Annotated in this window: 21 protein-coding genes and 1 other RNA gene; 7 read left to right on the forward strand and 15 right to left on the reverse strand. The window is 33.2% G+C overall.

The features are described 5' to 3' along the window. Together ACFSC2_RS05955 and fsa are read right to left on the reverse strand one after the other, a co-directional pair. A partial coding sequence (locus tag ACFSC2_RS05955) for a hypothetical protein (protein WP_379818591.1) occupies positions 1–445 on the reverse strand: 445 nt, incomplete at its 3' end. A gap of 89 nt (positions 446–534) precedes the next feature. Beyond that, complete coding sequence (fsa, locus tag ACFSC2_RS05960; RefSeq protein WP_071638751.1) at positions 535–1,191, reverse strand: fructose-6-phosphate aldolase; 657 nt, start codon at positions 1,189–1,191, stop codon at positions 535–537. Between the two features lie 422 nt (positions 1,192–1,613). Here fsa and ACFSC2_RS05965 point away from each other — a divergent pair, with 422 nt between their 5' ends. Continuing rightward, positions 1,614–2,090: a hypothetical protein gene (locus tag ACFSC2_RS05965; protein ID WP_379816494.1), complete on the forward strand. Its 477-nt coding sequence runs from the start codon at positions 1,614–1,616 to the stop codon at positions 2,088–2,090. An 85-nt stretch (positions 2,091–2,175) separates the two neighbouring features. On the opposite strand, the gene ACFSC2_RS05970 is transcribed toward ACFSC2_RS05965, so the two are convergent. Together ACFSC2_RS05970 and ffs are read right to left on the reverse strand one after the other, a co-directional pair. Then, positions 2,176–2,979, reverse strand: a complete 804-nt coding sequence (locus ACFSC2_RS05970) for an SDR family oxidoreductase (RefSeq protein ID WP_379816495.1) — start codon at positions 2,977–2,979, stop codon at positions 2,176–2,178. A gap of 208 nt (positions 2,980–3,187) precedes the next feature. Next, an RNA gene (gene ffs, locus ACFSC2_RS05975) (signal recognition particle sRNA small type) lies at positions 3,188–3,285 on the reverse strand. 88 nt (positions 3,286–3,373) lie between these two features. On the opposite strand from ffs, the gene ACFSC2_RS05980 reads away from it, so the two are divergent. After that, a complete protein-coding gene (locus ACFSC2_RS05980; RefSeq protein ID WP_379816496.1) occupies positions 3,374–4,426 on the forward strand; it encodes a glutaminyl-peptide cyclotransferase in 1,053 nt (350 codons plus the stop codon). A gap of 90 nt (positions 4,427–4,516) precedes the next feature. Beyond that, the gene (gene hutI / locus ACFSC2_RS05985; protein WP_379816497.1) at positions 4,517–5,755 is read left to right on the forward strand and encodes an imidazolonepropionase; all 1,239 of its coding nucleotides are present in this window, start codon (positions 4,517–4,519) and stop codon (positions 5,753–5,755) included. 243 nt (positions 5,756–5,998) lie between these two features. Here the strand turns inward: hutI and ACFSC2_RS05990 are convergent, their stop codons facing one another. Next, positions 5,999–6,877: a hypothetical protein gene (locus tag ACFSC2_RS05990; RefSeq protein WP_379816498.1), complete on the reverse strand. Its 879-nt coding sequence runs from the start codon at positions 6,875–6,877 to the stop codon at positions 5,999–6,001. Positions 6,878–6,975: 98 nt separating this feature from the next. Between ACFSC2_RS05990 and ACFSC2_RS05995 the strand changes: the two genes are divergently transcribed. Continuing rightward, positions 6,976–8,013 carry a formimidoylglutamase gene (locus ACFSC2_RS05995; protein WP_379816499.1) on the forward strand — a complete coding sequence of 346 codons (1,038 nt, stop codon included), beginning with the start codon at positions 6,976–6,978 and terminating at the stop codon, positions 8,011–8,013. Positions 8,014–8,149: 136 nt separating this feature from the next. Further along, the gene (locus ACFSC2_RS06000; RefSeq protein ID WP_379816500.1) at positions 8,150–9,397 is read left to right on the forward strand and encodes a DEAD/DEAH box helicase; all 1,248 of its coding nucleotides are present in this window, start codon (positions 8,150–8,152) and stop codon (positions 9,395–9,397) included. On the opposite strand, the gene ACFSC2_RS06005 is transcribed toward ACFSC2_RS06000, so the two are convergent. From ACFSC2_RS06005 to aroC, 3 genes are all read right to left on the reverse strand, one after another. After that, a complete protein-coding gene (locus ACFSC2_RS06005) occupies positions 9,394–11,541 on the reverse strand; it encodes a response regulator (RefSeq protein WP_379816501.1) in 2,148 nt (715 codons plus the stop codon). The genes ACFSC2_RS06000 and ACFSC2_RS06005 overlap by 4 nt on opposite strands. 173 nt (positions 11,542–11,714) lie before the next feature. After that, positions 11,715–12,995 (reverse strand): dicarboxylate/amino acid:cation symporter, encoded by a 1,281-nt coding sequence (locus tag ACFSC2_RS06010; protein ID WP_379816502.1) that lies wholly within the window; start codon positions 12,993–12,995, stop codon positions 11,715–11,717. 52 nt (positions 12,996–13,047) lie between these two features. Beyond that, complete coding sequence (aroC, locus tag ACFSC2_RS06015; protein ID WP_379816503.1) at positions 13,048–14,106, reverse strand: chorismate synthase; 1,059 nt, start codon at positions 14,104–14,106, stop codon at positions 13,048–13,050. A 188-nt stretch (positions 14,107–14,294) separates the two neighbouring features. Between aroC and ACFSC2_RS06020 the strand changes: the two genes are divergently transcribed. Both ACFSC2_RS06020 and ACFSC2_RS06025 read left to right on the forward strand, forming a co-directional pair. Further along, positions 14,295–15,116, forward strand: a complete 822-nt coding sequence (locus ACFSC2_RS06020) for a UDP-2,3-diacylglucosamine diphosphatase (RefSeq protein ID WP_379816504.1) — start codon at positions 14,295–14,297, stop codon at positions 15,114–15,116. 140 nt (positions 15,117–15,256) lie between these two features. After that, the gene (locus tag ACFSC2_RS06025; RefSeq protein WP_379816505.1) at positions 15,257–15,754 is read left to right on the forward strand and encodes a hypothetical protein; all 498 of its coding nucleotides are present in this window, start codon (positions 15,257–15,259) and stop codon (positions 15,752–15,754) included. Positions 15,755–15,964: 210 nt separating this feature from the next. Here the strand turns inward: ACFSC2_RS06025 and ACFSC2_RS06030 are convergent, their stop codons facing one another. The 7 genes from ACFSC2_RS06030 to ACFSC2_RS06060 all read right to left on the reverse strand — a co-directional run bounded on the left by ACFSC2_RS06030 (position 15,965) and on the right by ACFSC2_RS06060 (position 22,439). Further along, positions 15,965–16,387 (reverse strand): protease complex subunit PrcB family protein, encoded by a 423-nt coding sequence (locus ACFSC2_RS06030; protein WP_379816506.1) that lies wholly within the window; start codon positions 16,385–16,387, stop codon positions 15,965–15,967. Positions 16,388–16,402: 15 nt separating this feature from the next. Next, positions 16,403–17,548, reverse strand: coding sequence for an N-acetyl-alpha-D-glucosaminyl L-malate synthase BshA (gene bshA / locus ACFSC2_RS06035; RefSeq protein ID WP_379816507.1), 1,146 nt, complete (start codon positions 17,546–17,548; stop codon positions 16,403–16,405). Positions 17,549–17,870: 322 nt separating this feature from the next. Continuing rightward, positions 17,871–18,521 (reverse strand): hypothetical protein, encoded by a 651-nt coding sequence (locus ACFSC2_RS06040; protein WP_379816508.1) that lies wholly within the window; start codon positions 18,519–18,521, stop codon positions 17,871–17,873. Between the two features lie 131 nt (positions 18,522–18,652). Further along, positions 18,653–19,135 carry an ABC transporter ATPase gene (locus tag ACFSC2_RS06045; protein ID WP_379816509.1) on the reverse strand — a complete coding sequence of 161 codons (483 nt, stop codon included), beginning with the start codon at positions 19,133–19,135 and terminating at the stop codon, positions 18,653–18,655. A 123-nt stretch (positions 19,136–19,258) separates the two neighbouring features. Beyond that, the gene (locus ACFSC2_RS06050) at positions 19,259–20,050 is read right to left on the reverse strand and encodes a (Fe-S)-binding protein (protein ID WP_379816510.1); all 792 of its coding nucleotides are present in this window, start codon (positions 20,048–20,050) and stop codon (positions 19,259–19,261) included. 79 nt (positions 20,051–20,129) lie between these two features. Further along, a complete protein-coding gene (locus tag ACFSC2_RS06055; protein WP_379816511.1) occupies positions 20,130–21,467 on the reverse strand; it encodes a 4Fe-4S dicluster domain-containing protein in 1,338 nt (445 codons plus the stop codon). A gap of 6 nt (positions 21,468–21,473) precedes the next feature. Continuing rightward, positions 21,474–22,439 carry an MlaD family protein gene (locus ACFSC2_RS06060; protein ID WP_379816512.1) on the reverse strand — a complete coding sequence of 322 codons (966 nt, stop codon included), beginning with the start codon at positions 22,437–22,439 and terminating at the stop codon, positions 21,474–21,476. Positions 22,440–22,448: the final 9 nt, after the last annotated feature.

Genomic DNA, 22,448 nt, shown 5'->3' on the forward strand with positions numbered 1-22,448 from the left:
GCTCAGAAATAGTATAAACAACATCTTTATCGGCATGAATGATAATTTTATCAATATCAACTTCTAAAAGGGCTTTTGGATCTTTAATTTTCAAAGTACAAGCGCCATCAAAAAAACCATCCTCTTCTATCGTTTTTCTAGCCTTTAAAACAGTGCCATCACTTAAAACCGCCGAAATAGTCATTTCACTATTCAAAGTTTTAGAATAAAACCCATCCATGACCAGCAATAAACGATAAGAATTTTTCATTTCCGGCCCTTTAAACTCATGACGCGTAATATTGTATCGCAGTCCTTTTGCCAATGTTTGAAATTTAACCGAACAATCCAATTCATAAGTAGCTACATCTCCAGCATCATTTACCGAAGTAATCACTTTTGCTGTCTGAGCAGTTATCGAAAAACTAGCAGCAAAAAAAGCCAAAATAACCAATATCACTTTCATATTCAATCATTTAAGTTTCATATAAAAGTAAAAAAAATCGCCTTTTCTCGTTAGAAAAAAGACGATTTTAATTTTGTAAAGCTAAAGGATTACTTATTTCCTTTTTCGAAATCAGCAACGAACTGAGCTAAACCGATATCAGTTAACGGGTGTTTCAACAATCCGTAAATTGCAGAAAGTGGTCCAGTCATAACATCAGCACCAATTTTAGCACAATTTACAATATGCATAGTATGACGTACAGAAGCAGCCAAGATTTGAGTTTCGTAACCGTAGTTATCATAAACCTCTCTAATTTCCTGAATCAAGTTTAAACCATCTGTAGAAATATCATCTAAACGACCAACAAACGGAGAAACATAAGTTGCACCTGCTTTAGCAGCCAAAAGAGCCTGACCAACAGAGAAAACAAGAGTTACGTTAGTTTTAATTCCTTTGTCAGAAAAATATTTAGCAGCCATTACCCCTTCTTTCGTCATCGGTAATTTAACCACGATTTGATCGTGTAATTCTGCTAACTCTTCTCCCTCTTTGATCATTCCGTCATAATCCAAAGCATTAACTTCAGCACTTACATCACCTTCAACAAGGTTGCAAATGTCTACATAATGCTTCAAAATATTATTTTTTCCAGTAATACCTTCCTTAGCCATTAATGACGGATTAGTAGTTACACCATCCAAAACACCTAAAGCTTGCGCTTCTTTAATCTGAGCTAAGTTAGCTGTGTCAATAAAAAATTTCATATTTAATTAAATTTAAATGTGTTGATATATTGGGCGTGACCATATTTGCAAAAGGCGCACTCAACAAACCGCTTATGAGCGCCTTTCTCAAATCTGGTCGGGCTATCCGCACTACTTCGGTAGTAAGCTTCTATCCCTCACGCAAATTCAGCTGCAAAATTACGAAATCAATATCAATAACAATTTCAAAAACCAAATCAATTTGTAATTTATACTAAAAATCACAAAATAATTCCAATGAGTAATTTATAACATCAATAAAAGTAGCTGCTCAACTCAAATAAACAGCAAGCCTAATAAAAAAATATAAATCCATCTTACTATAAAATAAAATGGATTTAAAAAAAGCGTATTTTTCACACAAGAAATCAACAAATTAATTTTCTATTTTAGCACAGACTTTCATTATAAACAAATAAAAAATGGCCCAATATTCTTTAGAAAAAAATCTTTTGACACTTAGCGTCCGTAAATCACCATTCATCATTCGTTTAATTCTCTGGACATTGGCATTTTCATTTTTTATTTTTCCAATCAGCAGCATGATTGCTTCTATAGCTTCAGGAAACGGATTTCATTTTGGATTTTTAATTGGGATTGGAATTTTTTCCCTAATAGGATTTTTTATGCTCAGAGTTTCTTTATGGAATACTTATGGTCAAGAAACCATTTTATTTACCAATGAAGAAATAATATACGAAGCAGATTATAAATGGTTTAAAGATGCTAAAAAGAATATTACACGTAACAACATTTCTTATTCAGCTAAAGCATCAGGTTATGAAGAAGACAACGAAGGTATATTGGTAATTCAAAACGAAACACAAACTATAGAATGTGTTGTAAAAATGCCTCAATTAGAAGTAGAACAATTAGCTGTATTTCTTAGGGATAGATAAAAAAGCACAGTATATTTAATAAAAATGCGTAAAATCAAAAGAATGATATTTACGCATTTAATACCGCAAAAAATTCAATGAATTTTTACAGCTTATAATGATTCATCAACATCTTTTCATACATTTTATCTGGTAGCGCGCGTTTTAAAACAATCGAAAATTTCTGCATAAAAGCACCAACTTTATAATGAACATTTGGCTTTTTAGTCTCAATAATTTTATAAACCGCCTCTGCCATTTCGTTCGGATTACTTCCCGCATCAACATGTTCATTCATAGTAGAAAGCATATCCCCGTAAACCTTTTCATAAGCCGAATCTTTAATAACAGGCGCATGATAACGTCCCGCCGCAATATTTGTTGCAAAATCTCCAGGCGCCACATTTGTAATTTCAATTCCGAAAGATTTAACTTCCATTCGCAGCGCTTCTGTAATCAATTCCAAAGCACCTTTAGAAGCCGAATAAACGCTTCTATAAGGCAATCCCATATATCCGGCAATAGAAGTAATATTAATAATCAAACCCGATTTCTGTTCACGCATTTGTGGCAAAACTGCTTTCATCACTTCAATCGGCCCAAAGAAATTAGTTTCAAAATTATTTCTGATTTCTTCAGTCGGAATTTCTTCCAGCGGACCCGTAATTCCAACTCCGGCATTATTAATTACAATATCGAGTCTTCCAGAAGTTGCAATAACTTTAAAAACCACAGCTTTTATCGATGCAGCATCACGAACATCTAAAGCAACAAGCGGAAAAACAGAATTTAGAACCTTCTCAGGATTTCTGCTTGTTCCATAAACAACAAAACCTTTTTGATGCAAAAATTCTCCAATAGATTTTCCGATTCCAGATGATCCTCCGGTAATTAAAACGACTTTACTCATTTTTTAAGTTATAAGTTATGGTTTATAAGTTTTTAATGGTCCAACCAGTATTTAAATTCAAGTTTTGATTAAATATCCGAAGCCAATAACCAGAATAATTAGCACTATTTTTGAAATTTTATCACTCATATTGGTTTTCCAAATGTCCAAAAATAAAAAAATCTTCCATAAAGGAAGATCACAAACTAATTAATTCTAAAAAATAAAAAAATGGCAAGCGACCTACATCGCACCGCTCAACCACGTACCCTTGCTATGTTCCCATCCTGGGGGAGTCTGCAGGAGCTGGTCGTGTAGGACTTGCCGGTGCAAATATACAACCTTTTTATATTTTTGCAAGAACTTTGTTGCTATAAAAATATCATCGTATATTGGCTTATTCAAATTTTTAACCATGAAAAAATATAACTTCCTATCTGTCATTTTATTAGGAATCACATTAATTGGATGTGGAGATAAAAATAAAGGTGAAAATTCTTTGTTTACTATCGATGATTCTGCTTTTCCAGCCCATCTTACGCAAAAAGACGCGCTTAATATTGGAGTTTTAAACCCAAAATCGAAAGAAATTGACAGCGTTGCCTACTTCGTAAACGATCAAAGAGTCGGAGGCACAAAAGGTGCTAAAGAATTTAGATTTGAATTAATAGATCAAAAATTAGGTTATCAATACCTAAAAGCAACAGTTTATTTTGGAGGAGATTCATCTGATGCAACCAAAAGAATTGAAGTGGTTTCGGATATTGAGCCGAAACTTTTAAAATATAAAATCGTAAACACTTTTGCTCACGACAAAAAAGCTTTTACAGAAGGTTTAGAATTTTACAACGATACATTGTATGAAAGTACAGGACAAGAAGGAGCTTCTTTTATTAAGAAATACGATTATAAAACTGGGAAAGTTTTTAAACAAATTGATTTAGACCAACAATATTTTGGTGAAGGAATTACCTTTATTAATGGAAAATTATTTCAGTTAACTTACAAAAACAAAAAAGGTTTTATCTACGATGCTAAAACATTAAAACTTGAAAAAACCTTTGATTTTGAAAAAGATATCGAAGGCTGGGGAATGACAAATGACGGTAAAAACATTTACCAAACCGACGGAACTGAAAAAATCTGGAAAGTGGATCCTGCTACTCAAAAAATGATTGATTATATTAATGTGTATTCTGGAAGTTCTAAAATTAAAGCAGTTAATGAAATCGAGTGGATTGACGGAAAAATTTACGCTAATATTTGGTTTAAAGATGCTATTGCAGTTGTAAACCCACAATCTGGCGCTGTCGAAAGAATTCTAGATTTATCTGATTTAAGAAAAACAATGACCGATATTACTAAAGACGATGTTCTTAACGGAATTGCTTACAACCCAAAAACCAAAACTATTTTTGTAACTGGTAAAAACTGGAGCAAAATGTTTGAAATTTCAGTTTCAGAATAATTAAAATAAAAATCAAAAACACGAATTTCACAGATTTCACGGATTAGTTCGTGTAAATTTGTGAAATTTGTGTTTTATAACAATACTGCAATGACAACCTTAATCACAAACATTCAAGAATTATTACAAGTTCGTGAAACTTCAATTACTAAAGTCTCAGGTTCTGAAATGGCGACTCTTCCAACCATAAAAAATGCTTTTCTAATCTTGAAGGATGATCTAATTGAAGATTTTGGATCAATGGAAAATCTTCCAGAGATTAAAGCTGATAAAATTATAGATGCCACTGGAAAAGTTGTTCTGCCTTCTTGGTGCGACAGTCATACACATATTGTATATGCTGGTAATCGTGAACAAGAATTTGTAGACCGCATTAACGGATTGTCTTATGAACAAATTGCCAATCGAGGCGGCGGGATTTTAAACTCTGCTAAGAAACTCAATGACAGCACAGAAGAAGAAATCTACGAGCAGTCTAAAATCCGTCTTGAAGAAGTAATGCATTTAGGAACCGGAGCCGTAGAAATAAAATCAGGTTACGGATTAACGATTGATGGAGAACTAAAAATGCTTCGTGTTATTAAAAAACTAGCCGAAAATTATCCAATTGCCATTAAATCTACATTTCTTGGCGCACATGCATTTCCTGTTCATTATAAAGAAAATAAAAAAGGCTACATTGACGAAATCATCAATGAAATGCTGCCAGAAATTTCCAAAAACAATCTAGCCGATTATGTTGATGTATTTTGCGAAAGTGGTTATTTTTCTGTTGAAGAAACTGAAACGATTATGGAAGCTGGTTTGGCTTTTGGTTTAAAACCAAAAATTCACGTCAATCAATTTAATTCGATTGGAGGTATTCAGGCTGGAGTCAAATTCAATGCTCTTTCTGTTGATCATCTCGAAATTATGAATCCAGAAGATATTGAGGCTTTAAAAAACACAGAAACAATGCCTGTAGCTTTACCTTCTTGTTCTTATTTCTTAAGTATTCCGTACACACCCGCGCGCGAAATGATTAAAGCAGGTTTACCTTTGGCATTAGCAACTGATTTCAACCCCGGTTCTACTCCATCTGGAAACATGAACTTCGTAGTCGCAACTGCGTGCATTAAAATGAAAATGACGCCTGAAGAAGCTATTAATGCCGCAACAATAAACGGTGCTTACGCAATGGGAATTTCAAATACCCACGGAAGTATTACAAAAGGCAAAAAAGCCAACTTGATCCTCACAAAACCAATTTCTTCTTATTATCAAATTCCTTATGCCTTTGGAAGCAATTTAATTGAATCTGTTTTCATCGAAGGCAAAATTTTAAGCTGAGTTGTTTGCTGAAGTACAATCGAACAATTCAATTAAATAATTAAAATCTAATTTGATCTGCTCAAATCTGTTTAAATCTGCGTGAAAAATCTATGTGTAAATATTTCACGCAGATTTAAACAGATTTTGGCAGATATTCACAGATTAAATTAAAATTTCACCAAACATTATTCCATAAAAAAAGGTCTGTGAAAAATCACAGACCTTTAATATCTTAGTGGTATTATTAATCCTTTCGGCCTATTATCTTAAACTGAAACTAGTTTTAGATACTAATTCATCATTATCAAATACATTGATAAAGTAAGTTCCTTTTGCAAAATCTTTACCTGGAAGATCTTGAACAACATTTACAGATTTATTTTCGTACTGTACAGTTGTTTTAAAGCTGTAAGTTAAAGAATTATCTCCAAAGCTTTCTGTTTTCTTATCACCTAAAACGTTATTTTTAGCATCGATAACTTGTACATAATACGTTTTGTCACCAGATTTAGCAATTTGATTTTCTGCAATTGTAAAACTAATTTTCAAAATATCTGCACGGCTAGCTTTGTCAGTTTCGATTTGTTTTCCTGAGCTTTTCAATTTGTAAGCAGCTGTTTTAGTATTCAAAATTGATAATTTAGAACCTTTTTCAACTGTTTTTGCTAACTCTTCATTTTGACCAACTAATACTTCATTGTATTTTTTAGATTCTCCTAAAACTACAATTGTACTATCTCTTTGAGTAGTTAAAACACCATTTTGTTTTTTCAATTCGTCATTTTCTGCAACCAAAGTTTTCATTTTGCTTTGCATTGCCTGAACTTGAGATCTGTATTTAGAAACATCTCCTTTAGATTTGTTCAAATCATCCATCAAAGCTACAACTTTGTCTCTTTCTTGAATTAATTCGTCAGACATTGACGTATTTTCTGCGATTGCAGCATCATAAGTGGCTTTTAACTCCTGCAGATCTTTCATCACAGATTCTTTCTCTGTTAATGTTGTCGTAAGTTCTGTTTTTGTAACATCAGAATCAGATGACAATTTAAAAATATACACTAAACTACCAACCAGTAGGACTGCTAAAACTGCGATTACCGCCTTTAGACTTGAATTGTTGTTCTTTGGGTTTTCCATATTTAAATAATTTTCTTTAATAACAAATTTAAGAATTAATATAAGGTAATAACGTAAGTTTCTACAATTATATTATTTTTGAAGAATAAATTTTTTTCATGGAGAAATTAATCCCTTTTACTATAAATGATTTGGCTAAAGTAACCAATCATAGAAGCGGTGAAATCAAGTTCGGAGAAAAAATGATTGTCATACCAAGCGGTGCTGACATAATTGATTTTCTAAAAGAAAGCGAAGCCAAATATGTCCTTTTAGGAATTCCTGAAGATATCGGCGTGCGTGCTAATTACGGAAGACCTGGAGCCGCTTCTGCGTGGCAGAGCGCTATTAAAAGCATTGCTAATATTCAGCATAATCGTTTTTCTAAAGGAAGCCAGATTATCGTTTTAGGACATATTAATGTTACTGAACAAATGCGCGATGTTGAAAATCTTGATTTTAATGACATTGATGATCGTTCTAAATTAAGCCAATTAGTTGAAAAAATAGACAAAGAGGTTTCACATATTATTTTTAATATTATTAAAGCTGGAAAAACGCCTATTATTATTGGAGGCGGACATAATAATGCTTACGGAAATATTAAAGGTGCCGCTTTAGCGAAAGGAAAACCAATAAATGCAGTAAATTTTGATGCGCATTCCGATTTTAGAATTCTGGAAGGACGTCATAGCGGCAACGGATTTTCATACGCTTATGAAGAAGGTTTTTTAAAGAAATATTTCATTTTCGGACTTCATGAAAACTATACCTCAAAAAGCGTTTTAGATATCATTAAAAAGCTTGAAGACCGTGTTCGTTATAATACTTACGACAGTGTAAACATCAGAAAAGAAAAAGACTTTAACCGTGAAATGATTACGGCGCTGGATTTTATCAAAAATGATGCTTTCGGAATTGAAATTGATCTAGACGCTATTCCAAATATTGCCAGCAGCGCCATGACCATCAGCGGATTTTCTGTTGAAGAATTAAGACAATTTGTTTCATTTTTCGGCGAACATAAAAACGCTGCCTATCTTCATATTTGCGAAGGCGCACCAGATTTGGACAATTCGCCAAACAATAATCTAATCGGTAAATTAATTGGTTATCTGGTAACCGATTTTATAAAAGCAAACATCGAAAAAGACTAATTGTCTAACGTCTTTTTTCTTCCTCAAAAGTGGCTATTTGCTAAATAAAAGTCAATTAAAATAAACGATTGATCGAATAAACCTATCTTTGCACAGCATTTTAGTATTTTAAACTAAAATGCTTAACACTTAAGATATGTTATTCGAAGATTTATCACTTTCAAAAAGTATACAAAAAGCCGTATTTGAAGAAGGCTATTTAAATCCCACTCCTATTCAAGAAAAATCAATTCCGATTGTGCTTTCTGGACGCGATTTAATTGGTTGTGCACAAACAGGAACAGGAAAAACAGCGGCTTTTGCTATTCCAATTATACACCAATTACACCGTATTGTCGGCTCTTCAAAAAAGACAAAACAAATTCGCGCATTAGTAGTTACGCCAACCCGCGAATTGGCAGTTCAAATCGGACAAAGCTTTGACACTTACGCTAAATATACCAACTTAGTACAGTTAACTATTTTTGGAGGTGTTTCTCAAAACCCACAAGTTGATGCTTTAAAAAATGGGGTCGATATTTTAATTGCAACTCCTGGACGTCTGCTGGATTTGCATAAACAAGGTTTTCTAGATTTTAATCATCTTCATACTCTAGTTTTAGACGAAGCGGATCAGATGCTGGATATGGGTTTTATAAACGATGTAAAAAAGATTGTAAAACTAACACCAAAAAACAGACAAACACTTCTTTTTTCTGCTACAATGCCTATCGCAATTCGCGAATTAGCCGAAATGTTTCTGCAGGATCCTGAAAAAGTAGAAGTTTCTCCTGTTTCATCTACAGCAGAAAATGTAGAACAGCGTATTTATTTTGTTGACAAAACAGAAAAAAGAAATCTACTATATCATTTGATTAAAGAAGAAAATCTATCAAATGTACTTGTGTTTTCAAGAACAAAACATGGAGCTGATAATGTTGTAAAAGCACTTCGTAAAAAAGATATTCCAGCTGAAGCTATTCACGGAGACAAATCTCAAAATGCAAGACAGCGCGTTTTAGATGCTTTTAAAAATAAAGAAGTCGGCGTTTTGGTCGCAACAGATATTGCTGCAAGAGGAATTGATATTGAACAACTTCCGTATGTTATCAATTTTGATCTTCCAAATATTCCTGAAACTTATGTTCACCGTATCGGAAGAACCGGTCGTGCAGGAAATGGCGGTATTGCAATTTCATTCTGCGGTAAAGACGAACTTCCGTATTGGAAAGATATTCAGAAATTAATTAAAGTCGATGTAAAAACGATTTCAGAACATCCGTATCAATGGCATTCTGGAAGCCCTGAAGCAGGAGAAAAACCAAAAAGCTCAAACAGAAGTGGCGGTGCTCATAAATCGCGAAAATCAAATACTTCTAAGAAAAACAAAAAACGCTGGTACTAAACAGCGTTTTTTTCGTTTATAAGGTAATTGATTATTTTAAAGAGTTTTACAGGCTCAAAAGGTTTAATAATAATATCATTGATTCCAGAAGAAAGAGCTTCATCGGTAATTTCGTCTTTATCAAAAGCTGTTAGCGCCACTACAGGCGTTTCGATTCCTAACAAACGAATTCTTTTTGTGGTTTCAAATCCGTTCATTAGAGGCATATTGATATCCATCAAAATCATATCAAATACTTCTGTTTCCAGAACTTTTAGAGCCGCAAAACCATCATCTACAACTTTGCATCTATAATTATTCTTTTCGATAATCTTTTTGGTCACCAGCTGATTGATCAAATTATCTTCGACAACCAGAATATTATAAATTTCACTAGAGGTTAAATCTACCTCAATTTCATTTATAATATTTTTCGTTTTGGCTAAATCATGCTCAAACGGAATAACAAACGAAAATGAAGTTCCTCTTCCGAGATCACTATCCAACGTAATTGTACTTCCAAAAAGACCTAACAATCTTTTTACAATACTAAGACCTAAGCCTGTTCCTTGATAATCTTCATCTTTACGACCAACCTGAACAAATTTTTCAAAGATTTTACCTTGATCTACAACTGCAATTCCAACACCATTATCTTTTATTAAAAAGTCAAGGAAATTCATTTTCCCTTCTACCTTACTCAGTTTTATTACGATTTCAACTTCACCATCTTTTGTAAATTTCAAAGCATTACTTACTAAATTCATTAATATTTGTGCTAGACGAAGTTTGTCTCCAATCAAATATTCTGGAATATTAGGATCAATATCGATAGAAATTTTATTGTTGTTTTTTTGTGAAAGAAATGAAAGAGAATTTTTGATCACCGTGATTTCATCTGAAATATTGAAAGTGAGATTTTCCAAAACCACTTTATTTTCTTCAATTTTATTAATTTGAAGAATATCATTTACTAAAGACAATAAATAACGGGCAGAAAATTTAAGCGAACTTAAATGCTGGCTTTTTGACAATTCTTTATGCTCCTCGAGCAACATATTGGTAATACCTACCACACCATACAGCGGTGTACGCAATTCGTGGCTTATAGTCGAAATAAATTGTGTTTTGAGTAACGAAGCTTCTTCTGCAATTTCTTTTGCTAACAGAAGCTCTAAATTGTGTTTTTTCTTAAATCTAATATTCTGGACTAAAGTGATAATTAAAAAGAGCAGAATAAACGAAATCAAAACAAATAAAATCACAATAATTCGAGACTTTTTAAGACTTTGCGACTGACTTGTTTTCTCGTTCTCAATTCTATCAATCTGTCTTTTGTATTCGTCGAGTTCCAAATTAAATCCTGCTGCAGAAGCTTTTTTTAATTTTTCCTGACTGTATAATCTTTCCGTAATTTTATTAAAGAGAACTAAGTTATCGTAGGCTTCTTTATACTTTTTAACTTTAGTTAAAAATTTAGAATATTCCAAGTGTGCATAAGACAAATCCGATTCTTCCTCGCTATTTTTTCCAGACTCGATTGCCTTTAAAAAATAACCATTTGCCGCTTCGTTCTGTCCGCAGTAATTAGAATACATTCCGTTCAGCATATTAAAGACAATCTCTGTGGATTTGTCTCCATACTTTTCGACATTATTTCCCACAAATTTCAAATACGGATAACCTTCTTCAAATTTTCCAATATCAAAATAAGCCCAAGCCATGTTTACATTGGTAAAATAAATCTGGCTCACATTATTGAGCTTAAAACTATAGGCTATAGATTTTTTATAACAATTAATTCCTCTGTCGAATTGCTTTTTTTCAAAACAATAAATATTCCCTAAGTTGTTATACAGACTGTATTTAATAGAATCGCTCTCTGTTTTATTGGCATAAAACAAGGCTTTTTGATAAAAGAAAATCGCTTTATCGAATTCTGAAAGTTCGTTAAAATTTCCTCCGATAATTTTGTACGATTTTGCAATTAAGTAATTGTTTTTTGCAAATGTTGCGTAGTTTAAAGCAACGCGAGAAGTAATTAATGATTTTTCGAAATTAGACTCTTTGTAGTACTCCCAAGCCTGATCTGTAAGCTTTCTAATCTGTGTTTCTGAAACAGGGTCAGACTGCCCTACTGCCGAATTGAAACAACCAATCAGCAAGGAAAATAGAAATAAAAAAATCCGTCTTTGGGGCATTAATCGGCTAATTTCGCCAAATATACACTTTAAAATAAAAAAAAGCTGTATTTCAAAAAAAAATACAGCTTTTCTATTGTTTTGTTTAACCTTTTAACTCAATAAAAACCAAGCAAATAAGTCAAATTATATTTCATTTATTCATTCAAGTCTGCCTCAACTCCTTTACCATCTTCCCATTGTCCTACAACAGAAGTTGCTAATGCATTTCCTAACACATTGGTTGCACTTCTAAACATATCACAAAAATGGTCGATAGGAAGTATCAAAGCAATTCCTTCAATCGGAATATCAAACATACCGCAAGTTGCAGCTACAACAACCAAACTTGCTCTTGGTACACCTGCAATACCTTTACTGGTTAACATTAAAACCAAAAGCATTGCCATCTGAGTTCCTAAATCTAGGTGCACATTATAAAATTGTGCGATAAAAATACTTGCAAAAGTCATGTACATCATACTTCCGTCAAGGTTAAAAGAATACCCCAGCGGCAACATAAATGAAACGATTTTATCTTTTACTCCAAATGCTTCTAATTCTTCTGTCAATTTAGGAAAAACCGCCTCACTACTTGTTGTTCCAAAAGCAATCGCTAATGGTCCGGTAATACGCTTCAATAATTCGGTCATTCTTCCTTTCAAGAAAATATATCCTACCGCAATCAACAGAACCCATAATGTACTAATACCAATCAAAAATGATCCGAAGAATTTAAAGTATGTAATTACCAATTCTTCTGCATCTCTAATAGCAAATACAGCTGCAATGGCACCAAAAACTCCAATTGGAGCAAAGTTCATTACATAATTTACCATTTTTAGAACAATATGAGATAATTTATCAAAAGCACCAATAATTGGTTTTACAGTAGATCCTAAAGAAGCTGCCGCTAATCCGAAGAAAATAGAAAAAACTACAATCTGCAGGATTTCGTTTGTTGCCATTGCTTCGATAATACTTTTCGGAACAATATGCTCTACAAAGTTTTCAAAAGAAAGATTTTGAGTTTTCCCTGTAACTTCTGTAGCTGCCGCCATATCTACGTGTTCTAATTTTAGACCAACGCCTGGCTGTAAAATATTTACATAGAATAAACCAATTAATAAAGAAATAAATGAAGCAGTAAAAAACCAACCAAGTGCTTTTCCGCCAATTCTTCCAACGGTTTTAATATCTCCTAATTTAGCAATTCCAACTACTAAAGTGGTAAAAACTAAAGGAGAAATAATCATTTGAACCAAACGAATAAAAATAGTCGCCAGCATTTTGATTTTAGTGCTAAATGACTGTGCGGCTTCTGGCGAAATGGTGTTGTGCAGAATAATTCCTAAAGTTGCCCCTAGAAACATTGCGATCAAGATCTGCCCCGTTAATCCTTTAAAAAATGATTTTTTCTGATTTTCTTTTACTTGCATTAATTTTTTTTTTGATTATTAAAATATAAGACCCTCACTGTCTTACCTTTTACTAATATGTTTTGTTGATTAAATAAAAATCGGCCAAAACAATTGCGGCCATTGCTTCTACAATTGGCACAGCGCGAGGCACTACACACGGATCATGACGTCCTTTTCCTGTCATTGGTGTAATGTTTCCTTTATTGTCCAATGAGTCCTGTGTCTGCATAATAGTTGCAACAGGTTTAAAAGCTACTCTAAAATAAATATCCATTCCGTTGCTGATACCGCCTTGGATACCACCCGAAAGGTTTGTTTTTGTTGTTCCGTCAGGATGGTATAAATCGTTGTGTTCACTTCCTTTCATTTCAGAACCAGAGAAACCACTTCCGTATTCAAAACCTTTTACGGCATTGATAGAAAGCATTGCTTTTCCTAATTCAGCGTGAAGTTTATCAAAAACCGGTTCACCTAAACCAACTGGAACGTTTTGAATAACACAAGAAACTACACCTCCTACAGTGTCTCCTTGTTTACGAATATCACGAATATATTCTTCCATAATCGCTGCCGATTTTTCGTCTGGACAACGAACAGGATTACTTTCTATTTTTGAAAAATCTAAATCTTGATAAGGAGTTTCTAAATGAATTGGTCCAACAGAAGAAACATAAGCATTGATTTTAATTTCAGGAAGCATTTGTTTTGCAATTGCCCCAGCTACTACTCTGCTTGCAGTTTCACGAGCAGAACTTCTGCCGCCGCCGCGATAATCACGGAAACCATATTTTTGATCATAAACATAATCGGCGTGACTTGGTCTGTAATTATCTTTGATATGGGAGTAATCATCAGACTTTTGGTTGGTATTAGGAATAATAAAACCGATTGGTGTTCCTGTTGTTTTTCCTTCAAAAATTCCTGAAAGAAACTGAACTGCATCTGGTTCTTTTCTCTGCGTTACAATTGCAGATTGTCCCGGTTTTCTTCGAGCCATATCCAATTCAATTGCTTCAAAATCAAGTTGTATTCCTGGAGGACATCCATCAATAATTCCACCTAATGCTTCGCCGTGAGATTCTCCAAATGTTGTTACTTTATATAGTGTGCCGTAGCTGTTTCCCGCCATTGTAATTTGTTTTGAGCAAATGTAAGTTTTATGAATTAAATTAAAAAATTTAAAACTGGTATTATTAACTAAACATTAAGTCGATTAAAAATTACAATTTGGTAAAAATATCCTCTTTTTCATAACCTTTTGATAAAATAAAACTCATCAAACTTTCTTTTATTTGTTAAACTTCAAATCAAGAAAAATTGAAAAAAAGAAATGTCGAATTGGTCATTCTTTCTGATGTTCATTTGGGAACTTACGGAAGTCATGCAAAAGAACTAAACAACTATCTTTCAAGCATTAAACCCAAAACTTTAGTTTTAAACGGAGACATTATTGATGCTTGGCAGTTTAGAAAATCATATTTCCCAAAGTCTCATTTAAGAGTTATTCAGCGCATTATTGGAATGGCTTCTAAAGGCACAAAAGTCTATTATATTACTGGAAATCACGACGAAATTCTTCGTAAATTCAGTGATATGAATATGGGGAATTTTGCTTTGGTTGATAAATTAGTTTTAGAATTAGACGATAAAAAAGCCTGGATTTTTCACGGAGACGTCTTTGATGCATCTGTACAGCACTCAAAATGGATTGCAAAACTGGGCGGATTAGGTTACGATTATCTAATTCTAATCAATCGATTTGCAAATTGGTGTCTGGCAAAATTGGGTCGTGAACCTTATTCTTTTTCTAAAAAAATTAAAGCGAGCGTTAAAAAAGCTGTCAAATTTATTTCTGATTTTGAAACCACAGCAACCGATTTAGCAATCGAAAAAAATTACGACTACGTTATATGCGGTCATATTCACGAGCCCAAAATAGCAACCATAGAAAACAAATACGGCTCTACTTTATATCTTAATTCTGGAGATTGGGTAGAAAATCTCACTGCACTCGAATATCATAAAAAACGCTGGAAATTATTCTCTTATAAAGCCAGTAATTTTATCGAAGAAGAAAATCTTTTTGAAATGGAAGATACACTGACTACACAATTAATTTCCAATATTATATTGAAGTAAATCTACTAAAATCAGCTTTATAGCCTTTGTAGAGGCATAAAATGCATAAAAATGTAAATTATATAACAATTTTCAAAAATAATATACGTTCTCTATATAACTGTAATTATACATTTGAAAAAAATTAATTAACCATTTTTATGAAAAAGATTTTATTATCTGCCATTATGCTCTTCGGATTAGCATTTACGGCTCAATCTCAAGAAATTTCAAAGCACGCATTAGGTTTACGTTTAGGAGACAATAACGGATTTGGAGGTGAAGTATCTTACCAATTAGGATTAAATCAAAAAAACAGACTAGAATTTGATTTGGGTTGGAGAAACAGCAGAGATGTAGACGCTATAAAAGGTGTTGCTCTTTACCAATGGGTTTGGAACATTGACGGAGGCTTCAACTGGTACGCAGGTGTCGGTGGTGGAGTTGCCGCTTGGGATTACAACTACTACAACAATAACTACAGATATGATGATAGCGGAACTTATGTTTTTGCTGCTGGAGATATCGGTATCGAATATAGATTTAAAGAAGTGCCAATCACACTATCATTAGACGCAAGACCAGAAATTGGATCAGGCTACTATGATGACGATAACTTTGGATTTGACGTCGGTTTAGGGGTTAAATTCAGATTCTAAATTAAAATAAAAAATAATTGTAAGAAGAAACCTGTCGTGTTAAAGCTGCAGGTTTTTTTTATGCATACGATTTAACTCAACCGTTGAGAACGCCAGCTTTACGCAAAGTTCGCAAGTTGCAATAAAAAAATCTCGCAAAGTCAAGAAATGACAAAGTTTTAACCTTGTGACTTACCGACTTTGCGAGATTTAAATTAAAAGCTAACTTCCTTATTGTATAAGAATAGGTTTCTTAGAATTTATTTTAACAACAGTATACGGATACGAAATCACCTGCATCGTCATAGCATCTGGAGAAGGATTATTTTCTTTAACCGTAATGACAATATTTTTATCTGTTTCTTCCACTTTAACAACCTCGATACTGTAACCGCTGGTATTTTTTTCACCCATATTCAAAATCACATAATTGGAAGTATTGGTGTCACTATTTTTAACTTTAGAAGCCAAAAGAGGATCATTTTCCAGCATTTTAATTTCATTCGGTTCAGTCAAAATCTCAAAAAACTTGATATTTCCACCGCCGTCAGACTGCGTTGTCAAAACCTCATACAATCCAGTGGCGCCGGCATTTTTCTTTGCTCCGCACGAAATCAAAACAAAAATGGCTAAAATCGAAATTACTTTTTTCATTTGCTTCTCTTTAAATTAATGTTTTTCGTATTTATAATCATCAACCGCTTTTTGATACAAAGCTTCGTATTTCGGCAGAATATTATGAATATCAAATTTCTTCGCCACCTCAAGTGCATTAGCTTTAAACTGACTCAAAACAGTATCATCTTTTAAAATTTTAAGCGCATTCGCAGCCATTTCTTCAACGTTTCCAACATCACTTAAGTAACCCGAAAATCCTTCAAAATTTACTTCTGGAAGACCGCCTGAATTACTCGAAATAACCGGAACACCGCAAGCCATAGCTTCTAACGCTGCCAAACCAAAACTTTCGGTTTCTGATGGAAGTAAAAACAAATCAGTCATGCATAAAATTTTGTCAATCTCGTGGCTGTTTCCAAAGAAAATTACTTTGTCCAAAATCCCTAATTCCTGACATAAAATTTCTGCCTTTTCTTTTTCTGGTCCATCGCCGACCATCATTAATTTAGCAGGAATTTCTTTCTGTATATTAAAGAAAATCTTGATAATATCTGGAATACGTTTTACCTTTCTAAAATTACTGATATGCGTTATAATCCTTTCGTTTTCCTTCGCCATCACATAACGATGGCAAGGCGCAGTCGGATCTTTCTTTACTTTATTCAACTCAATAAAATTCGGAATCACTTTAATTTTGTTCTTAATCTTAAACAATTTCAAAGTATCGTCTTTTAAACTCTGGGAAACCGAAGTCACATAATCCGATTTATTGATACTAAATGTTACTGCAGGTTTATAAAACGGATGATTTCCAACCAGTGTAATATCGGTTCCGTGCAATGTTGTAATCATCGGCAGATTAATCCCTTCATTTTTCAACATCTGCTTTGCCATATAACCCGCGTAAGCGTGTGGAATTGCATAATGCACATGCAAAAGCTCAATTTTGTACAATTTAACCATATCGACCAACTTGCTCGATAAAGCCAATTCATAAGGCTGATAATGAAATAATGGATATTCCGGAACATTTACTTCGTGATAATGCACATTCGGATTCAAAAGTGCCAACCTTACTGGCTGACTGTATGTTATAAAGTGTATTTCGTGTCCTCTTCTGGCTAACTCAAGACCGAGTTCTGTAGCTACAACGCCACTTCCGCCAAAAGTAGGATAACAAACAATTGCTATTTTCATGGATAAAATTTAATAACTACGAAAGTACTCAAAAATCACGTCTTATCGAACGTTTAAATTGTTAGATTTTCGACATTATTAGATTAATTTCTATTTAATAATTTAGAAGTAAGCGTTCCTAATTATTATGAGAAGCAGCAACATTTTAATTTTACAAGACCACAGGTCCCGCTTGTCCGCTGTATCTTTTTCTGTCTAAAGAAGCCAGAAAAAGGATGCCGCTCCCATCGGGGCTAGATTAGAACTTTTTATTTTCATAAGAAAAAACAAACCCGACAGGTTTAAAAAACTTGTCGGGTTTACTTTTATACTAGAGTCAATTTTAGTTAAAAAACTGAGCCGCAATAATCAAAATCAATTGAAAAGATAATAAAAGCCAAAAAAACAAAAACGAAGGCTCAACAGCTTCAGATATAAATTTATTAAGTTTTAAAGAAATAATTTCTGAAAGTTTTAAGTCTTTATTACTAAAATCAATATCATCCAATTGAATTTTACTAAACACATAACCTATAGCTTTTTTCTTTATCGCCGAACTTTCTTTATCTCTTTTATTTGCTTCCAAAAGCTGCAAACGAAGCATTGTTCCATTCGAAATAGAATTTGCAACATTATTAGACGTTGTTAATTTATCTACCAAAAAAATCACTTTATCTTCAATATATTTTGACGCGTTATTTTTCCAAACTTGGTGTATTACGGTTTGAATCGCAACTTTATTCGCAATCATAAAATAGCCAACCATAAAAAGAGGTGCTCCTACAAACAAAAGAAACCCGCAGATATTGTTTAAAAACAAATTCACAACTAAAGCATATGCACTTCCGTGCCCTCCGCCTGCCAGACTAGTGTTTTGAAACAAAATAATCAAAAAACAAATCAAGGTAAACAAATTGCCTAAGAACACAATTGTAATCCATTTTAAAGATGATTTCGCTGTAATTTTAGCCGCACTTTTTATTTGTTCTTTCATAAATTTTTTAGATTTTATAAGTATTTTTCTTCTTAATTAAAAAGTAAATATAAAGAAAAAAATATTCATCAAATTGAAAAAAAAAGCAGGAATTATAAATTCCTGCTTTTTAAAATATTGTTGTTAAATTATTAGAAAAATCTGCTGTGCCAGCTGTCTGCCGCAGGAACTTCCCAAGCATCATTAAACTCTTCTATATTAGTAACAAGATTGTTAAATACAATTGTATTTCCTGTTACAGCTTTATCTTTAACCATTTTCTTGAAGTCAATTAATGTTTTGTGCGCAATATGTTCTCCAAGTTTAAAAGTAACGTTCATTTTATCAAGTAAATCAACGTCATATTTCTTCTCCAAACTTTGAATAAATTCTACAGAACTATCTATAGAACATCCCGTAGCAGACTGTATTTCTTGATTTACAGCCAGAATAATAAAGCGGTTGTATTTCAACAAATAAGAAGCTTCAAGACTGGTGCCGTGTGCGGCCCATTGTTCTATAAAAGCCTTTAAATCAGTTTCGATTTCAGAAATTTCTGCCTCAGAAAATTTTCTGTTCGATTGGTAAATCCAAATTCTAGATTCGCCCGGTAAATCTTCAAAAGGTATATACATTTTTTAATTTTAGATTGTTGATTTTAAATTTTTTTGAAGTTTCAGGTTTAGAGTTTCAAGTTCAAAAACTTCAAAAATTTAATCACTTTGAATCTTTGTAACTCTGCAGCTTTGCAACTTAGATTACAAATCCTGCGCATTCGCAATTAACTCAGCGATATCCATTACTTTTACCTCTCCTTCTTTATGCTCGTGTTTGATTCCGTCAGTTAACATGGTATTACAGAACGGACAACCTGCTGCAATAATATCGGGCTTTACTTCCAAAGCATCTTCCGTACGAAGCACGTTTACTTCTTTGTTTCCTGGTTCTGCATCTTTAAACATTTGCGCTCCTCCTGCTCCACAGCATAATCCATTTGCTTTAGAACGTTTCATTTCAACCAATTCAACGTCTAATTTCTGAATTAAATCTCTCGGAGCTTCATACACCTTATTCGCTCTTCCTAAATAACAAGGATCGTGAAACGTAATTTTTTTGCCTTTAAACTGTCCACCTTCAACTGCAAGTCTTCCATCATCTATTAATGATTTCAAAAACTCTGTGTGGTGAATTACATCATATTGACCTCCTAATTCAGGATATTCGTTTTTTAAAGTATTAAAACAGTGTGGGCAAGCGGTAACAATTTTCTTTGCTTCATAAGCATTCAATACCTCGATATTCATCATCGCCTGCATTTGAAACAAAAATTCATTTCCAGCTCTTTTTGCAGGATCTCCAGTACAGCTTTCTTCTGTTCCTAAAACTGCAAAAGAAACATTCGTACGATTCAAAATACGTACAAACGCTTTGGTGATTTTTTTTGCTCTATCATCAAAACTTCCGGCACAGCCTACCCAAAACAAAACTTCTGGTTGTTTTCCTTCGGCAAGCATTTCTGCCATTGTTGGCACTACTAAACTTTCTGACATTTCTCTCTCTTTGTTTAAAGTTTAAAGTTTCAAATTTTATTCTGAAATCTAAATTTCTATATTATTACTAAAGAATTTATTAATTCTCGTTTTTCCAATTTAAACGATCCTGCTGGCTGTACTGCCAAGGCGCACCGTTGTTTTCAATATTAGTCATCATAGCGTTTAATGACATTGGCGCAGCACTTTGCTCCATAACCAAGAAACGACGCATATCCATAATAATAGATAACGGACTAATATTTACAGGACATTCTTCAACGCAGGCATTACAAGATGTACATGCCCATAATTCTTCTGGAGTGATATAATCGTTTAAAAGTGTTTTGTTGTCTGGAACAAAAGTACCTTTATTAGCATCAATATTTTTTCCAACTTCTGTCAAACGATCTCTTGTATCCATCATAATCTTACGAGGAGACAATTTTTTCCCTGTTTGATTCGCCGGACAAGCTGATGTACAACGTCCGCATTCTGTACAGGTATAAGCATTTAATAACTGAACCCAGTTTAAATCCTGAACATCGCTTGCTCCAAATTTAGACGGTGCCGCATTCTCATCCACAGGCGCAGCTGCAAACGGATCTGCATTTGGATCCATCATTAATTTTACCTCTTTTGTAACCGAAGCCAAGTTATCAAATTGTCCTTCTGGTTTTAAATTAGCAAAATAGGTATTTGGGAAAGCCAAAAGAATGTGCAGGTGTTTTGAGAAATACAAGTAATTCATAAAAATCAAAATACCTGTAATATGAAGCCACCAAAAAAGTTCATACAGCAATCCTACCAATTCATTTGATGTACCATTAAAAATTGGTGCAATCACTTGACTGATTGGAAAACTTCCTGCTTTGTGAAAATGAGAAAATCCTCCTGGTACATTTTGTAAATGAAAATCGGCAGCATTCATTAATAAAAACAAGATCATCAAAACAGTTTCGAAATACAAAATGTAATTCGCATCGCTTTTTGGAAATCCTGTTAAATCAGAATGAATGAAACGTTTCAGCCTAATAAAATTTCTTCTGATCCAGAATACCGTAACAGCAAAAATTACAAGGATAGCTAATATTTCAAATGACGCGATCAAAACATCATACACAACACCTAAATAAGGTGCAAAGATTCTATGCGTTCCAAATAATCCGTCAATGATTATTTCTAATAATTCAATATTAATAATTATAAAACCTACATAAACAAATATATGCAGTATTCCAGCAACAGGGCGTCTCACCATTCTTGATTGTCCTAAGGCAATCAATGCCATGTTTTTCCAACGAGCTTTCGGATTATCTTTTCGATCTACATCTACTCCTAAATTAATGTTTCGGTAGATTTTTTTTACGCTCGCTGTAAAAAAACCAAAACCCGCTACAAGAAGTAAGGCAAATAAAATATTATCTAAATAACTCATTTATAATTATTTTTTATCAGTTGAGTTTGTTTCTTCTGTTGGCGCCACATAAGGTTTGTTTTTCTTTCCGAAAAGAGAAACATTCACGTAACGTGTTGGATAAAGACGAACATCTTGCAATAATAATTCTAACTCTTTAGAAGTTTTTGCTAAGTTGTTATACAAAGCATCATCGTTAAGAATTTTTCCTGCTGTTCCTTTTCCTGAATTCAAATTATTCATTAACAAATCAACTTTTGCCAATGTTTGATTTAGGTTTCTAACTGTTTTTCCTAAATCAGCTTTATTTAATGAATCAGATATTTTAGAAAAATTGCTAGACATTTTATTGAAGTTTGTAACCACTCCATTAATCTGACCTTTATTTGTATCTAAAATATTGTTGATACTGCCTCCAGCTTTATGAAACTGCTCCATAGTCTGGCTTAATTCTGCCAGTGTTTTCTTAAGATCAGCTTGGCCTTTTTTATCTAAAATATTGTTTAAGCCATGAACTAAAGTATCGATGCTTACCAGCATTCGATCTAGTTTTTGTTGAGTTGGTTCGATTTTACCTCCCAAAGACTCTGTCAATCCAAGTTCTATTTGAGATTCTAATTTTTGTCCATCTTCTGCCAAATCTTTATCAGCAAAATTTGGAACAATTTTTATTTGTTTACCTCCAATTAAACTTGGCGAATAGATTGCAGCTTTACTTGTTTTAGAAATCGGGAAATCTGTTTTTAGTTGTAATTCAACCAATAGTTTTCCTGTTACTTCATCGATTGTAATTTTGCTGACTTTACCAATAGCAAGTCCGTTTAGTGTTACTGGAGCCGAAGCTGACAAGTCTTCAACATTATCATACTCAACGTATAATACTTTATAATTTGTAAAAAGGTCTTTGCCTTTTAAGAAACTGTATCCCCAGATAAATAATAAAATTGACGCAATGACTAATATAGCCGTTTTAATTTCTCTTGTTACTTTCAAAATTCTTAG

Source organism: Flavobacterium artemisiae, from assembly GCF_042678225.1.
Lineage (GTDB): Bacteria > Bacteroidota > Bacteroidia > Flavobacteriales > Flavobacteriaceae > Flavobacterium > Flavobacterium artemisiae.